This window comes from Corallococcus sp. BB11-1 (assembly GCF_026626625.1).
GTDB lineage: Bacteria > Myxococcota > Myxococcia > Myxococcales > Myxococcaceae > Corallococcus > Corallococcus soli.
This window is the reverse complement of sequence record NZ_JAPNJY010000004.1, coordinates 59,284-77,436: the sequence shown is the minus strand read 5'-3', so window position 1 is coordinate 77,436 and position 18,153 is coordinate 59,284. Positions and strand designations below refer to the sequence as shown.

The window sequence follows — 18,153 nt, the reverse complement described above, 5'->3', positions numbered from 1 at the left end:
CCTCACAGGGCCGCCGGACGCGAGCTCAGGGCGACCTCGGGCCGCAGGGTGGAGGCGTCGTAGCGGGGGACCTCGCCCAGGCCACCCGGGTGGTAGACGAGCAGCCCGCGCGCGCTGGCGGAGCGCAGGCAGTGCTCCTGCGTGGCCAGGTCCGGGCACGCCACCACGATGTCCCGGGGCTCCGCGTCGTCCTCCGGCGGGGCCTCGCGCACCGCGGCGATGGGGAGGACGGGGGCGGGCCGGGGGGCTTCGGTGGGGCGCAGCATCAGGAACACGGAGGCGGCCACCGCCATCAGGGCGGCCGCGGCGGCGACGGGGCGGTGCCAGCGCGCGGGGCGTAGCACGACGGCCTCTCGCGACGCGGCGGCGGCGACCTCGTACAGCTGCTCGTCCAGGAGGGCCTCTTCCTGGAGCAGGCGCGCGCACGCGTCGCAGGTGAGGGTGTGGGCCTCCAGCTCCGCCGCGGCCTCCGGCGGCAACGCGCCCAGCAGGTACTGCTCCGTGCGGTCGCGGGTGAGGTGGGGCGTGGGCCTAGACATGGGTGTCCTCTTCGAGCGCGGTGCGCAGCTTCTTGCGGACCTCGCACAAAATCTGTCGCACGCGCTGGACCGACAATCCCACGCGGGTGGCGACCTCGGAATGGGGGAGCCCCTGGCCGTCACAGGCCAGGAGGAACACATTGCGCGCGCCCGGCGACACCTGGGCGAGCGCTTCGCGGGCCCGGGCAACCTGCTCCTCGGAGAGCAGGCGCCGCTCCGCGGACTGCGTGGGGTCCACCGGCTGCTGGCGCTCCGGCAGGTCCTCCACCGTGCCGTCCACCGATTCACGCCGCGTGCGCCTCGCGTCATCCGAGGCGAGGAAGGACGCCTGGGCGAGCGCGAGGTAGGGCAGGCGCAGCTCCGTGAGCAGGCCCCGCTGCTGCTGCTGGATGAGGCGGGCCCACGTCTCCTGGGACAGCTCCTGGGCCCGGTCCACCCGCAGGCCCCGGGCGAGCAGCGACACCACCACCCGGCGCTGGTGGCGCGCGATGAGCAGGTCCCAGGCGGCCCGCTCTCCGGCCAGCGCGCGTCGAGACAGGCTCTCCTCATCCGGAGCGGCCCCGGGCCTGACGGCCTCGTCTGTCTCCTGACGCGACTGGAGCGTCGTCATCCCAAGACCCTGTACGGCTGCATCCATGCCGTCTTCCCGTTGCGCACGTCGGTCCGCCGGGGGCGCAGTGTGCCCCGGTGCCTCCCGGAAACGTGCGTCCTGGCCCGGCATATCGACGGAAGGGGGCAAGGGTGGCGCGGGGTAGGGGAATGTCAGTTGGTGGCGGGGCTGTCGCCGGCGGCCCAGGGCTTGGAGGAGACACGCACGACGCCCTGGCAGCGGGCGCACACGCGGCCCTCGCTGTCGAGGAGGCGGGCGGACGCGAAGACGGTGGTGGGCCCGCCGTGGTCGATGACGGCCTCCACGTGGAGGCTGTCCCCGGTGGCGGGGCGCTCGAAGCTCATGGACAGTTGCATGGTGGCGCAGCGGCGGGTGGGGTCCCGGAGCGCCGGGGTGCACCCGATGGCCAGGTCGAACAGGGCCGCGAGCATGCCGCCGTTGACGGCGGAGGTGCCCAGGCCGCCCCGGTGTTCGGGCTTCACCTCCGGGAGGGTGACCACGACCTTGAGGCCCTCCGGGAAGGACATCCGGGCGCCGAAGTGGCGCAGGGTGAGACTCTGGTTGAAGCCTTCCGCGAAGCGGTCGAGCTGGGCCTGGGAGGGGGGGGACGCAGGGGTGTCGGACATGGGGGCTGCCCGCTTTATACCCCACGCTCCCTGCCCGTCCCGGGAGCGGACGGCCCGGCGGGCGAGGGGCGCGGCGGAAGACCCCACAATGCCGGGCGAAAGGCGTTAGAAGACGGGGTTCTTCCCTGTGTGGAAAGCCCCGTGAACCCCCACGAATCCGCCCTCCTCGAAGACCTCAACCCGCCCCAGGCGGAAGCCGTGCTCCATGGCGACGGCCCGCTGCTCGTGCTGTCGGGCGCCGGCAGCGGCAAGACGCGCGTCATCACCCGCCGGGTCGCCCACCTGGTGAAGGTGCGCCGCGTCTTCCCCTGGCGCATCCTGGCCGTGACGTTCACCAACAAGGCCGCGCGCGAGATGCGCGAGCGGCTCTTCGCGCTGCTGGGCGCCCAGGCGAACGACCTGGTGGTGAGCACGTTCCACTCGTCGGCGGCGATGATCCTCCGCCGCGAGTCGGAGCACGTGGGCCTCACGCGCTCGTTCGTCATCTACGACGACGGCGACCAGATGAACGTCGTCAAGCGCGCCATGCGCGACGCGGGCGTGGATCCGGTGATGCAGCCTCGGGAGATTTTGCACCGCATCGACCAGGAGAAGAACGCCGCGCGCCTGCCGGACGACATGCGCGTGGCGCAGGACGACCTGCGCGGCAACATCGTGCAGAAGGTGTACCGGGCCTACCAGCGGCTCTTGCGCGCGGCGAACGCGGTGGACTTCGGGGACCTGCTGCTGCTGCTCGTGAAGCTCTTCAGCGACCAGCCCGCGGTGCTGGAGCGCTACCGCACGCGCTTCACCCACGTCCTGGTGGACGAGTTCCAGGACACCAACCCCGTGCAGTACGCGCTGCTGCGGCAGCTGGCCCCGCCCCCGTCCGCGAACCTGGTGGTGGTGGGGGACGACGACCAGTCCATCTACCGCTGGCGCGGCGCGGACGTGGACAACATCCTGAACTTCCCGAAGCAGTACCCGGGCGCCAGGGTGGTGCGGCTGGAGCAGAACTACCGCTCCGACCAGAACATCCTCACGGCGGCGCACGAGGTCATCTCCAAGAACCCGCGCCGCATGGCGAAGAAGCTCTGGAGCGAGCGGCCCAAGGGGGAGAACCTGGAGCTGATGCTCCACCGCGACGAGCGGGCGGAGGCGCAGGAGGTCGCGCGTCGCATCCTCGCCGTCCAGCGCGAGGGCTTCATCAAGTTCTCCAGCATGGCGGTGTTCTACCGGACCAACGCGCAGAGCCGCGTGCTGGAAGAGGCGCTGCGCCTGGGGCGCGTGCCGTACACGCTGGTGAGCGGGCGCAGCTTCTATGACCGGGCGGAGGTGCGCGACGCCTCCGCGTACCTGCGGCTGATGGTGAACCCGCGCTCGGATGCGGACCTGGTGCGCGTGCTCAACGTGCCGGCGCGCGGCATTGGCGACACCACCGAGGAGCGGCTGACGGACTTCGCGAACCAGGAGGGCCTGAGCCTCTACGAGGCCCTGGCCGAGCGCCACCGCATCCCCTCCCTCAACGCCACGGCGCAGAAGCGGCTGGGCGGCTTCCACCAGCTGCTCGTGTCGCTCAACGCCTTCGCCCAGACGGCGAAGGACGCGGCGGGCGCGGTGGATCAGATGCTCAAGGAGACGAAGCTCGTGGAGACGCTCGTCGCCGACGGCAGCGACGAGGCCCTCACCCGGGCGGAGAACCTCCGCGAACTGCTGGGCGCCGCGCAGGAGTTCGACCTGAAGCGCGCGTCCGACGCGGTGGCCTCCGCCATGGCCGCCGAGGCGCGCGAGGAGGAGGCCCCGGAGGGCGTGGACTCCGCGCCCCTCACCGCCGACGTGCCTCCGCTGCAGGCCTTCCTGGAGCAGATCAGCCTGGTGGGCGAAGCGGACGCGGATGTGGGGGATGGCCGCGTGGCGCTGATGACGCTGCACGCGGCCAAGGGCCTGGAGTTCGACGCCGTGTTCCTCACCGGCATGGAGGACGGCGTCTTCCCGCACTCGCGCGCGCTCAAGAGCGAGGAGCCCGGCGGCGGCGAGGAGATGGCCGAGGAGCGCCGGCTCTGCTACGTGGGCTTCACCCGCGCGCGCAAGCGGCTCTTCGTGAGCCTGGCGCAGTGCCGCTCCCTCTTCGGCGAGCTCAAGTACAACCCGCCCAGCCGCTTCCTGGCGGACGTGCCGCAGGCGCTCTTCGGCTTCAAGGAGAACGACCTGCCCGCGCCCCCGCGCCCCGCCGCCATGGCCCCGCGCCGCCGCGCCTGGGACGAGGACGAAGCCGGCCCGCGCGTCGACCGCAGCTATTCACAGGCCTCCTCCGACATGGAGGCCGTGAGCGGGGACGTGCGCGGCATGCGCGTGCGCCATGAGCAGTTCGGCTCCGGGCGCATCGTCGCCACGGATGGCAGCGGCCCCAACGCCAAGGTGACGGTGGAGTTCGGCGGGGACGTGGGCCTCAAGCGCGTCATCGCGCGCTTCCTCATCCCCGGATAGGCGCCCCGCATGCGGTGTCGACATTTGTTTTCAATGGCGGCGTGACGGGACTGTCCGGTTTGTCCGGTGTACGGATTGACTTTCCAACGTCTCCTCATTGGGATGAGCACCAATGAACGGAGGCGCACGCTTGATGGCGCGACGACGACGATGGTGGAGCCCGGCGCTGCTCGCCGTCTCCGTGGGCCTGCTGGGGGCCTGTGAAGGCCAGATATTGGATGCCGCGAAGCCGGGCGCGAAGCCGGGCCCGGGCGGCGGCGGCCCGAACAATCCGCCCGTGGGGGTGGAGCAGCCGGCGCGCTCGGTGCGCGTCGCGCGGCTGACGCACCCGCAGTGGTTGAGCAGCGTGAAGGAGCTGCTGAAGCTGGACGCGGCGCCCACGGCGCTGGCGCAGGGCTTCCGCGCGGATCCATCCCAGAGCGGCTTCCTCTTCGACAACGACGCCCGCGCCCTGTCGGTGGACGAGGCGCTGTGGGGCGCGTACCAGCGCGCGGCGGCGGACCTGGCCGGGCAGGTGGCCACGGACGCGACGAAGCTGGGCAAGCTCCTGCCCCCCGGCACCACCACGGACGAGGCGCGCGCCAAGGCGTTCGTGGAGTCCTTCGGCCTGCGGGCGCACCGCCGGCCGCTGACGGCCGACGAGGTGGAGTCCTACCTGGTCCTGTACCGCAAGGGCCCCACGGCCTACGCGACCATGGCCCCGTTCCAGGCGGGCCTGCGGCTGGTGCTGGAGGGGTTCCTCCAGTCGCCCCTGTTCCTCTACCGCGTGGAGCGGAGCACCCAGGCCGCGGACGGCAAGGTGCCGCTGGACGCCTATGAGGTGGCGTCGCGGCTGAGCTACGCGCTCTGGGACTCCATGCCGGACGAGGCGCTGTTCACCGCCGCCCGCGAGGGCGCGCTGGGCAAGCGCGAGGGCGTGGCGGAGCAGGCGCGGCGGATGATGAAGGACGCGCGGGCGCGCGGCGTGGTGGGGGCCTACCACCAGGTCGTCTTCGACGTGCCCCGCTACGCGAGCATCCGGCCCAACACCACGCGCTTCCCCAACGTCACCGCGAAGCTGGCCGAGTCCGCCGCGAAGGAGAACGCCCTCTTCGTGGAGGACGTCGTCTTCAAGCGGGAGGGCCGCTTCGGCGACCTGCTCACGTCGCGCGACACCTTCGTCAACGACGAGCTGGCGCGCGTCTACGGCCTCGCCGGGACGTTCACCGCGGACTTCGTGCCGGCGACGCTGGACGCCACGCAGCGCCGGGGAGTGCTCACGCAGGTGGGCTTCCTCGCGTCGCACGCGACGTCCATGGACCCGGACCCCATCCACCGGGGCGTGTACCTGTCGGAGCACCTGCTGTGCCAGAAGATTGGCGCGCCGCCGGCCAACATCCCCGCGCTGCCCGCGCCCAATGGCCGCACCAACCGCGAGGTCGTCACCTCCCACACGGAGGCGCCCGGCACGCAGTGCGCGTCCTGTCACACGAACCTCATCAACCCGCTGGGCTTCCCCTTCGAGAACTTCGACGCCGTGGGCGGCTTCCGCACGACGGACAACGGGCACCCGGTGGACGCCACGTCATCGCCGTTCATCGGCGGGGAGAAGGTCGCGGTGCGCGACGCCGTGCAGCTGTCGGACGTGCTCGCCAGCTCGCAGGCGGTGCACGAGTGCTACGCGCGCCACTGGGTGGAGTTCCTGAGCGGACGCCCGGCGGCCGACGAGGACTCGGCGCTGGTGTCGCGGCTGGGGAAGCTGTCGCAGGCGGGCCAGCTGTCCGTCGTGGACCTGGTCGTCGAAGTCGTCACGGGCGTGGGCTTCGTGAACCGCCACCCGGAGGAGCTGCCGTGAAACTGAGCCGTCGACGCATGTTGCAGGGCCTGGGTGGGGCCATGTTGGGGCTGCCGGTGCTGGAGGGGCTGTTGCCCCGCAGGGCGCAGGCCGCGGAGCCCGGGGCGCTGCCCTTCGCCATCTTCCTGCGCCAGGCGGATGGCGTGGCCGCCGCGCAGAGCACGTCGGAGCTGGGCAGCGAGCCGGAGCGCTTCTGGCCGGAGCCGCTGGGCAACCTCACCACGGCGACGCTCGCGGGCAAGTCGCTGGTGGAGCTGGCCGACCACCGCGCCCGCCTGCTGGTGGTGCGCAACGTCAACATGAAGGACTACAACTACGGGGATGGCCACGCGCGCGGCGCGTTCCAGGCCCTCACCGCGCGCGGCCCCGCCGTGGAGGGCGTGGGCGGCGACTCCGAGGCGTCCGGCGAGTCGCTGGACCACCGCATCGGCCGGGAGCTGAACCCGCAGAAGCGCGACTCGCTCTACCTCTACGCGGGGCAGTCCGGCGGCTGGCTGGGCGGCCCGTGCATCTCCCACCGAGGCAGCGCGTCGCGCCGGGCCGCGCTGCACGACCCGTGGGTGGCCTACCAGACGATGGTGGGCGGCCCCGGGGGCCTCACGCCGGAGGCGCGCGAGGCGCTGCTCGTGCGCCAGAAGAGCATCAACGACCTGGTGTCCGGCCAGCTCAAGGCGCTCCAGTCGCGGCCGGAGCTGAGCCGCACGGACCACGAGCGCCTGGACCTGCACCTGTCCAACGTGCGCGACCTGGAGGTGGCGTTGACCTGCCGCGCCCGCGCGGACGAGGAGCTGCGGCTCCAGCAGCAGGCGCCCGGCTACAACAGCACGGACGGCAGCGAGGTGCTGGCCACGGTGCGCCTGCACATGGACATCGCGGTGCTCGCGGTGGCGTGCGGCACCACGCGCTCGGTGGCCATCCAGGTGGGCAACGGCAACGACAGCGCCACGCGCTACCGGGACCCCGCGACGGGGCAGTTGATGGAGAACTTCCACTACATCTCCCACCGCCGGACGTCGCACGACGCGTCGGGCGGCATCATCGCCGGCTCGGACGTGCTGCACTCGCGGGTGGATGCGCAGTTCGCGCAGACGTTCAACTACCTGCTGGACCGGCTGGCGGCCTATGCCCTGCCGGATGGGAAGAAGCTGGTCGACCAGGGCGTGTCCGTCTGGTTCAACGACCTGGGCAACGGGCCCGCGCACTCGGCGCGCAACGTCCCCTTCATCCTGGCGGGCAGCTGCAATGGCTACCTCAAGCAGGGCGTGGCGGTGACGGCCTCCGGCGGCGGCAACCCCAACCTCAACAAGCTGCTCAACACCATTGGCAGCGCGGTGGGCCTGCGCAACGCGGCGGGTGGCCCGCTGGATGACTTCGGCGACCCGACGATGCCCAAGGGCCTGCTGACGGAGCTGCTGGCCTGACGGCAGGCGGGCGCGGAGGAGACGTCCTGGTCTTTTCCGCGCCCGGGTTTGACCCGAAATGATTCCACCCCGCCTCCCTCTGGATTGAACAGAAGGAGGTCGGGATGTTCCCAGGAATCCAGAAGGCCCTCGCAGCGTCGCTCGCCGCCGTCTCCCTGCTGTCCGCCAGTCTGGCGGCGGCGCACGGCTCCATGGAAGTGCCCATCAGCCGCGTGTACGGCTGTTTCAAGGAAGGGCCGGAGAGTCCCAGGTCGGCGGCCTGCAAGGCCGCGGTCCAGGCCGGAGGTACGCAGGCGCTGTATGACTGGAACGGCGTCCGGCAGGGCGCCGCCAACGGCCGGCACCGCGAAATCCTCCCCGACGGCAAGCTGTGCAGCGCCGCCAATGAGAGTCACAAGGGGTTGGACCTGGCGCGCACGGACTGGCCGTCCACGCTCATCACCCCGGACGCCAACGGGAAGTTCGAGTTCGTCTTCCACGCCACCGCGGTGCACGCCACGGGCTACTTCCAGCTCTTCGCGACGAAGGCCGGCTACAACCCGGCGCTGCCCCTGAAGTGGTCGGACCTGGACGCCACGCCCTTCTGCAACGTCACGAACGTCTCCGCGACGAACAACCGCTACCGGCTCAACTGCCCCTTCCCGTCCGGCAGGTCCGGCTCCCACGTCATCTTCGCCATCTGGCAGCGCGCGGACAGCCCGGAGGCCTTCTACGCCTGCACCGACGTGAAGTTCAGCGACACGCCGCCCCCGCCGGTGTCCTGGAAGGAGCTGGGCCAGGTGCAGGCCCGTGAGGACCTGGCCAAGGGCAGCAAGGTGACGCTCCGCCTCTTCGACGGCGCGGGCCGCGACGCGGAGTCCTGGCCGCTGCTGCTGGATGCGGCCACCCCCGCTGCCACCTGGGTCTACCGGCTGGCGCAGCAGGTGAACGCCGGCTCCAGCCGCGTGCAGGTGGGCGTGCTCCAGACGACGGGCAGCATCAACCCCGCCCAGGATGCGCTCGCCAACCGCGTGTATGCGAAGGAGACGGGCTACACGTTCCAGGTGGACATCGAGAAGCCCTCCACGGGCGGCGGCACCGACGGCGGCACCGGGCAGACGGCCCAGTACAAGTACCCGGCCGGCCTCTCCAGCTACACGGCCGGCACGCTGGTGGAGGGCACGGACTCCCGCCTCTACCGCTGCAAGCCCTTCCCGTACTCCGGCTGGTGCAAGGGCGTGGCGTCCTACTACGCGCCGGGCACGGGCATCGCCTGGGCGGATGCGTGGGAGCTCGTCCCGTAGCAGGGGCTGACGCTTGAGCCGTCCCGGGCCGTCCTTCCCCTGGGAAGGGCGGCCCGTGTCGCATCGGATGTAAAACACTGTCAAGGCTGGAAAGAGCAGTGATTCAGGGCTTGGCCGAAACATCCTGATGCCTCGGGAAGATAAAGGGCAGGCGGTCCCCGTCTGTCTTTTTCGCCCCTCCCCCCGAGGCTCCATGTCTTCGTTGCTGTCGTCACCCTCCGTTCGCGTGGGATGTCTATCGCTGTGGGTTGCCCTGGTCGGAGGCTGCGGTCCGGCTGAGCCTTCCGAGCCCGTCCCGTCAGAGGCACGGGTGTCCGAGGCGTCGCAGGCCGCGGTGGGGACCTCCACCACGCTGGTGGCCGCGGGCAGCGTGTGGAAGTACCGGGACACCGGCGTGGATCCGGGCGCGCAGTGGAAGACGGTGGCGTACGCCGACGCGGCGTGGGCGCAGGGAGCCGCGCAGCTGGGCTACGGCGACGGGGACGAGGCGACCGTGGTGTCCTACGGCCCCAATGCCTCCGCCCGCCACGTGACGACGTGGTTCCGCAAGACGTTCACCGTGGCGGATGCGTCGCGGGTGAGCGCGGGCGTGCTGCGGCTGCTGCGGGACGACGGCGCCATCGTGTACCTGAACGGCACGGAGGTCTTCCGCACCAACCTGCCCTCGGGCACGGTGACGCCCACGACGCTGGCGCCCCTGACCATCGCGGGGGTGGATGAGACGGCGTGGTTGACCGCCTCCATTGCACTGGGCTCGCTCGTGTCGGGCACCAACGTGCTGGCGGTGGAGGTGCACCAGTCCACGCTCAACTCGTCCGACCTGGGCTTCGACCTGGAGCTGAAGGCGACCGTGGCGTCCCTGCCCACGCCGTGCTTCGCGCTGGACATGCCTTCGCTGGCGTCGCTGCGCGCGTCACCGAAGAAGGTCTTCGCGCACTACTTCTCGCCCTATCCGCTGTCGCTCGACAACAAGGACCCGGCGGTCGACTACTACGCGCGCAACTACCTGCAGCCCACGGGGGAGAACTCCAAGTTCGCCTACTGCGGGGGGCTGCTCAAGCAGCGTCCGCTGCCGCAGCCTCCCCGCGGGGCGGGCGTGGATTACGAGCGCGCGAACTTCGAGGTGGAGGTGCGGCGCGCATCGGCGCTGGGCCTGGATGGCTTCACCTACGACATCCTCAACCACCAGGGCACGCACTGGACGCGGCTGCTCAAGCTGCTGGATGCCGCGAGCGCCGTGGACCCGGGCTTCCGCATCGTGCTGATGCCGGACATGACGGCCACGTACCAGGGCACGGACGCGGAGGCCCAGGCGGCCTTCGTGAACTCCATCGCGTCGGTGGCGGCGCACCCGGCGACGTACCACCTGGACGACGGGCGGCTCCTGCTGTCGCCGTTCGCCGCGGACCGGCGCACGCCGCAGTGGTGGGCCTCCGCGCTCCAGGCCCTGGCCGCGCGCGGCATCCCTTCCGCGCTGTGGCCGGTGTACGTGTCGCCGTGGGCGGCGGCGACGACGAGCCTGAAGGCGCAGGTGCCCCTGTACGGCACGTCCACCTGGGGCTCGCGCACGCTGTCGGGGGCGGCGGGGCAGAAGACGAACCCGGGCACCGCGCACGGCATGGGCTTGAAGTGGATGGCGCCCCTGGCGGTGCAGGACTCGCGGCCCAAGGACCTCGTCTACACGGAGGCGAACAACTCCCAGGCGCTGCTGGCGCTGTGGGACGCGGCCATCCAGGGCGGCGCGGACTGGGTGCAGCTCATCACCTGGAATGACTACTCGGAGGCCACGGAGTTCTCACCGTCCAACGGCACGCAGTGGGCGCCGTTCGACCTGACGGCCTACTACACGGCGTGGTTCAAGACGGGCGTGCAGCCGGCCATCGCCCGGGACGCGGTGTATTACTTCCACCGGAACCAGGCGACCACCGCGTCTCCGGACCTGACGAAGCAGCGCGCCGTCTACCAGGTGCGCAACGGGGCCACGCCCGCGAACGAGATTGAGTTGCTGGCGTTCCTCACCGCGCCCGCGACGCTCGAAATCGAGGTGGCGGGCACGGTGCAGCGCAAGGACGTGGGCGCGGGCATCCAGTCCTTCCGCATCCCGCTGCGGGAGGGCACGCCGCGCTTCCGGGCCGTGCGCGGCGGCGTCACCGTGGCCACGGTGACGAGCGCGTCCCCCATCAGCAACACCATCGTCTACCAGGACCTGCTCTACCGCGCGGGCGGCAGCCTGACGTGTGACCGGAGCGCGTTCTTCCCCTGAGCCAGGGCGCCCGTCGGGCCGCTTGCCTCAGGGCCCGAGGGGACGCCACACCACGCGCACGTCCCGGGAGTGCTCACCCGCGGTGGGGGCCTCCAGCTCCTCGCGGTGGAGTTGGTTGCCTTCCCTGTCCACGGCGAAGAGGGTGTAGCGGCCCCCTGGGAGGTGCTCGAACGTCGCGACCCTGGGCGGGCCGTCCCTCCACTGCATGGGATGGGATTTCGGGTGCAGCCAGGCCGCGGCCTGGAGGGACTCCGGGAAGGGCACCGGGCCTGGAATCAGCAGGGCGAAGTCGATGTCGCCCGCCATGCCCAGGTGGAGGGTGCTGCCTTCCTTCAAGGCCTCGAGCGTGACCGCCACCGGACCGCTCGCGGGGACCGGAGGACTCCGTGGCCTCGGCGGGGCAGGGCAGCTCCGACAGCGTCTCTCCCGGCTCGGTGCGCGACGCGGACACGCGCACGCCGGCCGCGGGACCGTGTTCGTTCGTCACGGTGCCGGTGATGCGCGGACTTCGGCGAGCACGCGCACCGCCTGCTTCGTGGCGCGGGGCCCGGCGGACGACTTCCCGGCGGAGGGGGACGCGGGGGAGGCCGGGTTCGCGGACTCGCGCGAGCCGTACAGCAGCGCGAGCAGCAGCAGCACCCCGATGACGCCCCCGATGCCAGGCAGCCACCACCTGTGGTTCGCCTCGCGCATCAACGCCCTCCCGTTGTGCTGTCCCATCCCGAGGATACCCGCGAGCGGCAGACGCTGTCTCAACGGGACCGGACGCAGTGTTTCCGTTAGGGCTGCGCCACGCTGGCCTCGGCGGTGAGGTCCACCTCTCCCCGTTCGGGGATCCGCACCGACCGGACTGGGAAGGTGCTCCCGCCGCGTCCGCCGGTCTTGCGCGTCTTCAGCAGGTAGTCTCCCGCCTCCACCCCCCGCAGGACGGCGTTCCCCGAGGGCGACGTGGCTTCGTAGGACCGGTGGCGCCGGTCCTGGGGCGCCAGGAAGAAGTGCGCGGGCACGGGCTGTCCGCTCGCGTCCCGTGCCCACAGCCGCACCCTCGCCGCGGGATCCAGGGACACCGTGCGCGGCTCCTGGGAGCGCACCTCGATGCTGACGGGCAGGAAGCCTTCGATGGACAGGTCCAGGGTGAACGGCGGCGGCGGCAGGGTGGGCAGCTCATGGACCCCTTCGCAGAGGACGGACTGCGCGGGCATGCGCATGGGCCGGGTGGTTCCGCCCGTGACGGGCTCCCGGATCAGCGCGTAGAGGCCCTTCGTCTGGGTGACGGGGGCTCCGGTCTCCTCGTCCCGCAGGTGGAGCCTCAACGCCCAGGGTCGGGGGAGGGTCAGCGTGCCCAGGTCCACGTCCCGGCCTTCCTCCCAGGTCGCGGTCTGATGCAGGGGGGGGAAGCCGGGCGCGTTCAGCGTGAGGGCATGGGTGCCAGAGCCGGTGACGGGGATGGCGAAGGTGCCATCGTCGTGGGTCTCCGGCTCCATGGCCCGGAAGTTCAAGTCCCCTATCACCCTGAAGGCGGTGACGGCCTTGCCGTCCGGATCCACGAGCCTGCCCCTCAGGTGGCCGTGGCGCGCCAGCACCAGCCGCACCTGCTGTGATTGGGCCTCCGCCCAGAATCGCTGCTCCTCCTTATCGAAGGTGCCTCCCTGGGAGCGATCCGCGCGAAAGGCGTGGTCCGGCAGGCTCGCGTCCAGCGCGTAACGAGGGGCCGTCAGGTGGCGCAGGGTGAAGCGGCCGTCCGGCCCCGAGCGGATGCCGGCGAGCCCCGGGACGCTCCCGATACCCTCGTCGAACTGGTTCCAGGCGTCGTCGTCCTCGGGCGCCGTCGCGGAGATAAAGACGTTCGCGAGCGGCTGGCCCGAGCCATCCACCGCCACCCCGGAGAGGGTGCGGCCCTCTTCCAGGCGAAGGGTCACGTCCAACCGCTCGCGCTCCTGGAGTTCGATGCGCTGGGAGACCCGCTCGTTCATCCACTCCCGGGAGACGGTCGCCTCCAGCACGTAGCGCCCGGGCAGGAGGCCCTGCAGGAGGAAGGTGCCCGAGCCGTCCGTCACGCCATGGCGTGTCTCCGCACCCTCCGCGTCGTCGCCTTCTTCTTCCCGCACCAGTCGGACGGAGGCCTGACGCACCGGCAGCCCCTGCGCATCCGTGACGTGCCCCGACACCGAAGCACCCCGGTTCATCACCAGTCTCAGCGACGTGGCAGGAACCTGGACCTCGAGCGCACTGGCGATGAAGGGGTCGCCCTCGGCGATGATCCGTCCGGAGCCTGCTTTCGGTGCGTCCAGGATGAAGTGTCCGTCCGCGTCCGTCCGCGTGACGTCCTCGGGCGAGCAGCCCCGGCCCCTGTCGCCGCAGGAGTGGAGCTCCACGGAGATGCCCGCGATCGGTTGGCCCTCCGCATCGACGACGGTGCCCTCGGCGGAGGCCGCGCGAAACAGCGTGAAGTCCAGCGGCCCCGGTCCCCAGCCCAGGGACTGGTTCGCGACCTCCAGGTCCAGGTGGTGGGCCACCTCGATCTTGAACGCATGCGGCCCGGCGCGCACGGGCCCCAGCCGGTAGCGCCCCGATGCGCTCGTCACGGTGGTGGCCTCCGCGGACGCCGGACCTCCGTCCTCCCGGAAGGTGCTCACCTTGGCCCCCGCGATGGGGCGGCCGGTGTCGTCGCTCACGGTCCCGTCGACGTACACGCCGGACTGGAGCTGGAGCATCACGTCCTGCGCGGGCGGTGACACGGTGAGCGTGGCGTACGCACCCAGTTGGACCGTGCCGACGTTGAGCTGATGCGGCAGCTCCGGCACGTCGTCGAAGGAGAACCGGCCGGCCCCGTCGGTCGTGGTGAGCTGCTCCGTCGCCAGCTCGCTGTCGCCATCGAGCAGGACCCGGAGCCCCGCCGCGGGACTTCCATCCACGGCCACCACGCGGCCCGCGAGCCGGGACGCGCGGGCGAGCGTCACGGGTTCGAGCGGGCCCTCCTGGTCCAGGTCCTGGATGAAGCGCGGAGCCCAGCCCTCCGCGGAGATGAAGACCGAGTAGCGGCCCAGGGGCAGGGGGCCCAAATGGAAGGTGCCCCGGGCATCCGCGACGGTGTCGAAGAAGCGCGTGTGCTCGCGGTCGATGACCGTCACCCGGGCGTCGGCAATGGGCGTCGTCCCGTCGCGGGCCGTGACGTTGCCTTTCACGAAGCGCCCCTCCTCCAGCTCCATCACCACGTCGTCCCGGCCAACGGGAACGTGGGGCAGCACCCCCGCGCCTGTCTCCGCCAGGGCCCAGAGCGTGACGCTGCCCTCGGGCAGGCCCTCCAGCACGAAGCGGCCCTCCGCGTCCGTCGTCACCTCCGCGAACACGGGGGCTTCGCCCAGCCGCGCCCCTACCAGCTCCAGCAGCATGCGCCGGTATTCGAGGCCGCAGTCGCGCAGCCCCACGGGAAGCTCCTCCTGGCCCTCCACGGTGACGGGGCAGGGCAGCTCCGACAGGGTCCGCCAGGGCTCCGGCTGTGACGCGGAGACGCGCGCGCCCGCGACCTGGCCCCGGGCATCGCGCACGCGGCCGGTGATGCGCGAGCTTCCGGCGGGCTGGGGCGCGGTGGTGATGACCGGCCTGTGCGGCGCCGGCATCCGGGATGCGGAGGACACCGCGGACGAAGGCGGCGCAGGCTCGGAATGGGAGGCCCCGCTGCCCCAGAAGAGGACGGCGAGGAGCACGACGACGGCCAGCACACCTGTTGACGCCCAGAGCCCCGCGGTGCGCTTCCCCATGCGCGACAGGATAGCCGCCGCCCTGTCACGCCGTCAGTCGCTTCGGGCAGGACGCCCGCGGCGCTCAGGGGGCCAGAGGTCTCCACACCGGGCGCACGTCATGGGACGGCGCGCCTTCGGCGGGTACGTCCAGCTCCTCGCGGTGGATCCGGTCCTTCGCTCGGTTCAGGCCGAGGAGCGTGTAGTGGCCCGCGGGGACGCGGCGGTAGAGCACCGACAGCCCCTCCCATTGCTTGAAGGGATGTTGGAGGATCTCCAGGCGCTCGGCGGCCTTCGCGCTGGTGGGCAGGGGGACCCGACCTGGAAGCAGGAGGACGGTGTCGATGTCCCCCGCCGTCCGCAGCGCGAGCGTGACGCTGGCTCCCGCCGCGTCGAACATGAGGGTGACCTCTCCGGCCGGTGGAATGTTCACGGTCTGGTTGGGGAAGAAGGTCGGGTCGGAGTCTTCGACGGGATAGGCGCTCGCCGTGTAGAGGCCTGGGGCCACGGAGTCGAAGCTGAAGTCACCCGGAGGGGGATGGCGCTCGTCCCGGGTCCCATCGGGGCGCGTGAAGACGATCATCGCGTGGGCGGGGCGGCCCTGCGCGTCGCGGACGTGGCCCGACACCCGCGCGCCCCGGCTCAGCGAGGCCGTGAAGGTCTCCTCCTGCGCGCCCACGGACCCGCGCAGGGGCAGGAACGTGGGCACGTCCAGCTCGACCGTGAACGCCGTGGCGGGCAGGTGCTTCAGCACCAGGGTTCCGTCCTGCTCCGGCCCGACCCTGCGCTTGCCCGGGTAGGGTGGGCCTTCGAGCGCGCCTTCCACGCGGACCCGGTACGTGACGGGCAAGGTGAACTGCGCCCCCGAGTCGCCGCGCACGCGCCCGTTGAACGGCGCGCCCGTCTCCGCGTCGCGCAGCAGCACGCGCACCGTCCTGCCCCGCGTCAACGTGAGGAGGCCCAGGTCCACGTCGGTGTCGTCCAGGTGGAGGGTGCGCTCCAGCGGCGCGAAGTCCTGGGCCTCCACCCGCAGCCTCCAGGCCCCCGGCTCCTTGACCGCCAGCTCGAACCTTCCGTCGGGCAGCCGGGAGTGCACGCCATTCACCGCGAAGGTGGGGAGCGCCACGTCGCCCTCCGCGACCACGCGGCCCCGGACGCGCGGCGTGCGGCGCAGCACCAGCCGGACCTCGTCCACGTCGCTCCCCACCCGGAGCGTGTCCTTCCGGGGCGAGGTGACGCCCTGGCAGCGCGAGGGTTCGACGCGGTGGTCCTCCAGGTCCACCCACAGCTCATGGCGGGGCCCGCTCAGGTGCCGCAGCGTGAAGCGGCCTTCATCGTCGGTGAGGACGCCCTTGGCCTCATTCGTCCCCAAGCCATCCACGTCGTAGTCGTCGTCGGTATGGGCGCGGTAGTGGGGCGTGTCCCCATCCGGGACACGGGCGCGGACGGCCGCTCTGGCGAGCGGCTGGCCCCGGGTGTCCACGACGGTGCCCCGCAGTGTGCGCCCTTCCTCCATCCGCAGCGCCACCTCCAGGTTCACTCCCTCCTCGATGTCCAACGGCCGCGAGGCGCGCTGATCCACGTCGCGCGTCGGGTTCACGGCCTCCACCACATAGGGGCCGGGCTTCAGGCCCCGGAGCGTGGCCCGACCCTGCTCATCCGTCCTTCCCGTGCGTGCGCTCCGATTGCGCGCGTCGCGCTTCCACAGCGTCACCTCCAGGCTTTCCAGCGGGGCTCCCGCGGCGTTGCTCACGGTGACGGACACGCTGGCGCCCCGGCGCATCACCATCCGCACCTCCTGGGAGGGGATGGTGACCGCGAGCCGCTCGGGCAGGAAGTCCGAGTCGTAGACGTCGAGCCATCCGGGCCCTCCCGTCTCCGCATCCAGGGTGAAGCGTCCGCCCTCGTCCGTGCGGGCCACGGCCAGCACGGTCCCCGCTTGAGGGTCCGTCATCGGACCCTGGCAAAGCCGGATCTCCTTGTGGGCGAGCGGCTGGCCTTCTTCATCGACGAGGAGGCCTTCCACGGAGACCGCGCGGGGGAGTGTGAAGTCGAGCGGCTCCGTGTCCCCGCTGACCACGTCGAGGGTGGTCGACTCCTTGAGATGTCGGTCGGCCCGGGCCATCACGTGGGTTCGCACGGCGAGCAGGGGGCCCAACTGGTAGTGCCCGCTTGCGTCGGTGACGGTCTGCGTGGTTTCGGAGAGGCCTTCTTCATCCATCATGCGGGTCGCGCTGAGCCGCGCTCCCTCGATGGGCCTCCCCGCGTCGTCGCGCACGGTGCCCTGGAGGAGCACCCCGGGTTCGAGCGTCAGCACCAGGTCCTCCCGGGGGCGGGTGTCGACGATGGCGAAGGCGTCCTGCGCCGCCGTCTGCGCGAAGAGCTTGCTCTCGTGGCTCCCCGCTACCCTGAAGTCGAAGCGCCCCTGCGCGTCCGTGGTGGTGCGGTAGGTGGCCAGGTCGTTCCAGGGCGACAGCAACCGGACGTGGATCCCGGGCGCGGGGGTGCCCTGCGCGGACACCACCTGGCCCGCGTAGCGCGAAGGGCGCTGCAGGAGGAGCACCTGGGATTCGAGCGGGTTGGCTTCCTGGAACATGCGCGGGCCCCTGCCGTCGGCCGTGGCGAGGAGCGCGTAGCGGGCCGACGGAAGCGGCCCGATGTGGAAGCGGCCCCGGGCGTCGCTGGTCGCATGGAAGAAGCGCGTGTGCTCGTGGGAGAAGACGGTCACCCGGGCTCCCGCGAGGGGCTCCCGGCTGCGCACGTCCTGCACGACGATGCCCTCGAAGACGCGCCCGTCCTCCAGGGCCAGCACCACGTCCTGCCTTCCCGCCGCCACGTCGGGGAGCTTCGCCGCGCCCTCGGGTCCCAGGGCCCAGAGGGTGACGGTGCCCTCCGGCAGTCCGTCGAGCACGAAGCGACCGTCCTCCTCCGTGGTGGCCGCCGCGAGGATGCGCGCCTCTCCCTCCCGGGCGCTCACCTGATCCAGCAGCTCCTCGTGGGCGTCGGTCCAGCAATCCGTCAGTCGGGCCCGGGCCTTTGGGGACTCGTAGGTCGGAGGACAGGAGCGCTCCGACAGCGTCTCCTCCGGCTCCACGCGCGACGCGGACACGCTCACCCCCGCGACCGGGCCCCGGGCATCGCGCACGAGCCCCATGATGCGCAGGCTCGCACCGGGCACGGGTGTGACGCGCGGCCCGGTGATGAAGCCGCCCGAAGACGCCCCGGCGGTGGCGCTACGGGCCTCCCGGTTCGAGGCGGCTCCGTGTCCGCGCAGGACGTACGTCACGAGCAACAGTCCGACGATGCCCGCGATGATGAGTGCCCACCGGCGATTCCCCTGGCGCATGCGGCGGCCAGGATAGCCGTGAACG

12 protein-coding genes are annotated in these 18,153 nt (G+C 71.7%); 5 read left to right on the top strand and 7 right to left on the bottom strand.

Going from position 1 to position 18,153, the window contains the following annotated elements:
- Positions 1-2: 2 nt before the first annotated feature.
- The 3 genes from OV207_RS05795 to OV207_RS05785 all read right to left on the bottom strand — a co-directional run bounded on the left by OV207_RS05795 (position 3) and on the right by OV207_RS05785 (position 1,775).
- The gene (locus OV207_RS05795; protein WP_267553285.1) at positions 3-539 is read right to left on the bottom strand and encodes a zf-HC2 domain-containing protein; all 537 of its coding nucleotides are present in this window, start codon (positions 537-539) and stop codon (positions 3-5) included.
- Complete coding sequence (locus OV207_RS05790) at positions 532-1,176, bottom strand: RNA polymerase sigma factor (protein WP_267553282.1); 645 nt, start codon at positions 1,174-1,176, stop codon at positions 532-534. Before OV207_RS05790 ends, OV207_RS05795 begins: the two co-directional genes overlap by 8 nt.
- Positions 1,177-1,301: 125 nt before the next feature.
- Positions 1,302-1,775: a PaaI family thioesterase gene (locus tag OV207_RS05785; protein ID WP_267553280.1), complete on the bottom strand. Its 474-nt coding sequence runs from the start codon at positions 1,773-1,775 to the stop codon at positions 1,302-1,304.
- Positions 1,776-1,916: 141 nt separating this feature from the next.
- Here OV207_RS05785 and OV207_RS05780 point away from each other — a divergent pair, with 141 nt between their 5' ends.
- From OV207_RS05780 to OV207_RS05760, 5 genes are all read left to right on the top strand, one after another.
- A complete protein-coding gene (locus OV207_RS05780) occupies positions 1,917-4,241 on the top strand; it encodes an ATP-dependent helicase (RefSeq protein WP_267553279.1) in 2,325 nt (774 codons plus the stop codon).
- Between the two features lie 133 nt (positions 4,242-4,374).
- Complete coding sequence (locus tag OV207_RS05775) at positions 4,375-6,075, top strand: DUF1592 domain-containing protein (protein WP_267553278.1); 1,701 nt, start codon at positions 4,375-4,377, stop codon at positions 6,073-6,075.
- Positions 6,072-7,496, top strand: coding sequence for a DUF1552 domain-containing protein (locus OV207_RS05770; RefSeq protein ID WP_193347286.1), 1,425 nt, complete (start codon positions 6,072-6,074; stop codon positions 7,494-7,496). The genes OV207_RS05775 and OV207_RS05770 overlap by 4 nt, the downstream gene beginning before the upstream one ends.
- Positions 7,497-7,600: 104 nt before the next feature.
- Positions 7,601-8,779 (top strand): lytic polysaccharide monooxygenase auxiliary activity family 9 protein, encoded by a 1,179-nt coding sequence (locus tag OV207_RS05765; RefSeq protein WP_267553277.1) that lies wholly within the window; start codon positions 7,601-7,603, stop codon positions 8,777-8,779.
- Positions 8,780-9,089: 310 nt separating this feature from the next.
- The gene (locus OV207_RS05760) at positions 9,090-11,042 is read left to right on the top strand and encodes a glycoside hydrolase family 71 protein (RefSeq protein ID WP_267553276.1); all 1,953 of its coding nucleotides are present in this window, start codon (positions 9,090-9,092) and stop codon (positions 11,040-11,042) included.
- A 27-nt stretch (positions 11,043-11,069) separates the two neighbouring features.
- Here OV207_RS05760 and OV207_RS05755 read toward each other — a convergent pair whose 3' ends face one another.
- From OV207_RS05755 to OV207_RS05740, 4 genes are all read right to left on the bottom strand, one after another.
- Entirely contained in the window at positions 11,070-11,399 is a 330-nt protein-coding gene (locus OV207_RS05755; RefSeq protein WP_267553274.1) for a hypothetical protein, read from the bottom strand.
- Between the two features lie 126 nt (positions 11,400-11,525).
- Positions 11,526-11,735, bottom strand: coding sequence for a hypothetical protein (locus OV207_RS05750; RefSeq protein ID WP_267553273.1), 210 nt, complete (start codon positions 11,733-11,735; stop codon positions 11,526-11,528).
- Between the two features lie 86 nt (positions 11,736-11,821).
- A complete protein-coding gene (locus OV207_RS05745) occupies positions 11,822-14,803 on the bottom strand; it encodes a carboxypeptidase-like regulatory domain-containing protein (protein ID WP_267553272.1) in 2,982 nt (993 codons plus the stop codon).
- 64 nt (positions 14,804-14,867) lie between these two features.
- Positions 14,868-18,128: a carboxypeptidase regulatory-like domain-containing protein gene (locus OV207_RS05740; RefSeq protein ID WP_267553271.1), complete on the bottom strand. Its 3,261-nt coding sequence runs from the start codon at positions 18,126-18,128 to the stop codon at positions 14,868-14,870.
- Between the last annotated feature and the right edge of the window lie 25 nt (positions 18,129-18,153).